Here is a 3,104-nt window from a genome sequence, read left to right on the forward strand (position 1 = left end):
CTCACGCGGCGAGGACATCAACTACCAGGGTGCATCGAGTGTCGTGGACTTCGACAAAAAAGGAGACCCGGCGTCCGCGGCCTACGACGTTTGGAAGTTCGACTCCAGTGCCGACGGTGGCATCAAGACGGAGGATACCATCAAATTCGAAGGCGAACCGAGCGGTAAGATGGCGGACAGTTCTCCCGGTGGCAAGAACCGAAAAGTCAAGGTCGGTATCCTGCTTCCCGAAACCGGCGACCTCGGGTCGACCGGGAGCCTGATGATAAACGCGGCGAAGATACCGGTCAAACAGGTCAACGACGCCGGCATCAACATCACTGTGGACTCCCAAATTGAGGATTCGCAGACAAAGAAACAGGCGTCGCTCAGCGGCGCGAACGCGCTCGTCAGTGCCGGGTACCCGGCCATCTGTGGTCCCGCGTCCTCGGGAACAACATCCCCGTCAGCCAGCAGGTGTACATCAAGCAGGGTATCGTCGGCTGTTCGCCATCCAGCACCGCGCTGACGGTGACGAACCTGAAGGACGATGACTACGTGTTCCGCACCGCGCCGAGCGACCTGCTCCAAGGCAAAGTGATGGCACAGGTCGCGTCCAAGCGATTGAGCGGCAAGACGGCCTCGACGCTGTTCGTCAACAACAGCTACGGTCAACAGCTGTCCGATAAGTTCTCGAACACCTTCACCGACGAGTACGACGGAACGATGCTCCAGAAGGTGTCGTTCAACAAGGGCGAATCGTCGTACACGTCCGTCATCAAGAAGGCGATGAGTTCGAACTGACCGCGCGTCTCACTCGTTCGGCCGCTTTCTCGGGAAAAAACGTCAGTCGCGCCAGCTGACGGTACGGCGTGCCGCTGGTCGGGTCGTCGCGCACTTCGCGCACGTCGAGATGCGCGTCGAAGTTGACGACGCCGAGCGAACCATCTTCGAGGAGCGGTGCGGCGTTCGGATCGGTGAAGGAGTTGTCGCCGCCGAGAAAGACGGGAAGCGTGTCGGCGTCGTGGAGTCGGTTCGTGAGGATGCGGGCCTCCTGCTGGAGCAGTCGAGTCGTGACCTCGTTCGGTTCGTCGGAGTCGAGCATGAGCATCAGGTCGCCAGCGTCGCCGACGTTGCCGACCGGTCCGGCGTCGAAGTGGTGGGTTTTCACACCGGCGAGGCTCTCGCGGAGCGCCGCCGGGCCGTCCGCCGCACCTTTTCGGCCGATGACGGCGTAGTCGAACGGTTCGCCGAGGAGTACCGCGTCGAACTCGGAAAGGCGGTCGTCGTCCAGTTCTGGGATGGGTTTTACGACGTCGCCGAACTGTTCGTCGTTCGGGTCGGACGACGTACCGCGCCATTCGGACGGTGGGTTCAGTCCGGTCATGTTCGGTCACGCATCGGAACCGCGACGTTCGATTTCTCGGCCTGTTCTATCGCCTCGTCGTAGCCCGCGTCGGCGTGGCGAATCACGCCCATTCCCGGGTCGGTGGTGAACACGCGGCGGGCCTTCTCGGCGGCCAACTCGGAGCCGTCGAGGACGATGTGGTTGTTCGCGTGAAGCGCGTTGCGAGCCGACGCCGCCGCCGCGTGTTCACCACCGACCCGGGAATGGGCGTGATTCGCCACGCCGACGCGGGCTACGACGAGGCGATAGAACAGGCCGAGAAATCGAACGTCGCGGTTCCGATGCGTGACCGAACATGACCGGACTGAACCCACCGTCCGAATGGCGCGGTACGTCGTCCGACCCGAACGACGAACAGTTCGGCGACGTCGTAAAACCCATCCCAGAACTGGACGACGACCGCCTTTCCGAGTTCGACGCGGTACTCCTCGGCGAACCGTTCGACTACGCCGTCATCGGCCGAAAAGGTGCGGCGGACGGCCCGGCGGCGCTCCGCGAGAGCCTCGCCGGTGTGAAAACCCACCACTTCGACGCCGGACCGGTCGGCAACGTCGGCGACGCTGGCGACCTGATGCTCATGCTCGACTCCGACGAACCGAACGAGGTCACGACTCGACTGCTCCAGCAGGAGGCCCGCATCCTCACGAACCGACTCCACGACGCCGACACGCTTCCCGTCTTTCTCGGCGGCGACAACTCCTTCACCGATCCGAACGCCGCACCGCTCCTCGAAGATGGTTCGCTCGGCGTCGTCAACTTCGACGCGCATCTCGACGTGCGCGAAGTGCGCGACGACCCGACCAGCGGCACGCCGTACCGTCAGCTGGCGCGACTGACGTTTTTTCCCGAGAAAGCGGCCGAACGAGTGAGACGCGCGGTCAGTTCGAACTCATCGCCTTCTTGATGACGGACGTGTACGACGATTCGCCCTTGTTGAACGACACCTTCTGGAGCATCGTTCCGTCGTACTCGTCGGTGAAGGTGTTCGAGAACTTATCGGACAGCTGTTGACCGTAGCTGTTGTTGACGAACAGCGTCGAGGCCGTCTTGCCGCTCAATCGCTTGGACGCGACCTGTGCCATCACTTTGCCTTGGAGCAGGTCGCTCGGCGCGGTGCGGAACACGTAGTCATCGTCCTTCAGGTTCGTCACCGTCAGCGCGGTGCTGGATGGCGAACAGCCGACGATACCCTGCTTGATGTACACCTGCTGGCTGACGGGGATGTTGTTCCCGAGGACGCGGGACCACAGATGGCCGGGTACCCGGCACTGACGAGCGCGTTCGCGCCGCTGAGCGACGCCTGTTTCTTTGTCTGCGAATCCTCAATTTGGGAGTCCACAGTGATGTTGATGCCGGCGTCGTTGACCTGTTTGACCGGTATCTTCGCCGCGTTTATCATCAGGCTCCCGGTCGACCCGAGGTCGCCGGTTTCGGGAAGCAGGATACCGACCTTGACTTTTCGGTTCTTGCCACCGGGAGAACTGTCCGCCATCTTACCGCTCGGTTCGCCTTCGAATTTGATGGTATCCTCCGTCTTGATGCCACCGTCGGCACTGGAGTCGAACTTCCAAACGTCGTAGGCCGCGGACGCCGGGTCTCCTTTTTTGTCGAAGTCCACGACACTCGATGCACCCTGGTAGTTGATGTCCTCGCCGCGTGAGGCGGCCTTGACGGCATCCACGAGGTCCTCGGGGCCGTATTTCTGCCCGCCGGGATT

5 protein-coding genes and 3 pseudogenes are annotated in these 3,104 nt (G+C 62.2%); 4 read left to right on the forward strand and 4 right to left on the reverse strand.

Features of this window, described 5'->3' with window-relative positions:
- Together BG842_RS31390 and BG842_RS31395 are read left to right on the forward strand one after the other, a co-directional pair.
- Window positions 1-508 (forward strand): ABC transporter substrate-binding protein (locus tag BG842_RS31390; RefSeq protein WP_254663031.1); only part of this gene is annotated, 508 nt, incomplete at its 5' end.
- Window positions 457-783 carry an ABC transporter substrate-binding protein gene (locus BG842_RS31395; protein ID WP_254663032.1) on the forward strand — a complete coding sequence of 109 codons (327 nt, stop codon included), beginning with the start codon at window positions 457-459 and terminating at the stop codon, window positions 781-783. The genes BG842_RS31390 and BG842_RS31395, both read left to right, overlap by 52 nt.
- Window positions 784-835: 52 nt before the next feature.
- Here the strand turns inward: BG842_RS31395 and BG842_RS09945 are convergent.
- Window positions 836-1,366, reverse strand: a pseudogene (locus BG842_RS09945) (arginase family protein); the annotation flags it as partial.
- Window positions 1,363-1,567, reverse strand: a pseudogene (locus tag BG842_RS09950) (urocanate hydratase); the annotation flags it as partial. The pseudogenes BG842_RS09950 and BG842_RS09945, both read right to left, overlap by 4 nt.
- Window positions 1,568-1,569: 2 nt before the next feature.
- On the opposite strand from BG842_RS09950, the gene BG842_RS28780 reads away from it, so the two are divergent.
- Window positions 1,570-1,686, forward strand: coding sequence for a hypothetical protein (locus BG842_RS28780; protein WP_394327471.1), 117 nt, complete (start codon window positions 1,570-1,572; stop codon window positions 1,684-1,686).
- Window positions 1,683-2,213: pseudogene (locus BG842_RS09955) on the forward strand (arginase family protein); the annotation flags it as partial. The gene BG842_RS28780 and the pseudogene BG842_RS09955, both read left to right, overlap by 4 nt.
- Before the next feature lie 52 nt (window positions 2,214-2,265).
- Here BG842_RS09955 and BG842_RS31400 read toward each other — a convergent pair.
- Complete coding sequence (locus tag BG842_RS31400; RefSeq protein ID WP_254663032.1) at window positions 2,266-2,592, reverse strand: ABC transporter substrate-binding protein; 327 nt, start codon at window positions 2,590-2,592, stop codon at window positions 2,266-2,268.
- On the reverse strand, window positions 2,541-3,104 hold a 564-nt coding region (locus BG842_RS09960; protein WP_254663033.1), incomplete at its 5' end, for an ABC transporter substrate-binding protein. The genes BG842_RS31400 and BG842_RS09960, both read right to left, overlap by 52 nt.

The sequence above is a fragment of the Haladaptatus sp. W1 genome (assembly GCF_001723155.1).
GTDB classification, from domain to species: domain Archaea; phylum Halobacteriota; class Halobacteria; order Halobacteriales; family Haladaptataceae; genus Haladaptatus; species Haladaptatus paucihalophilus.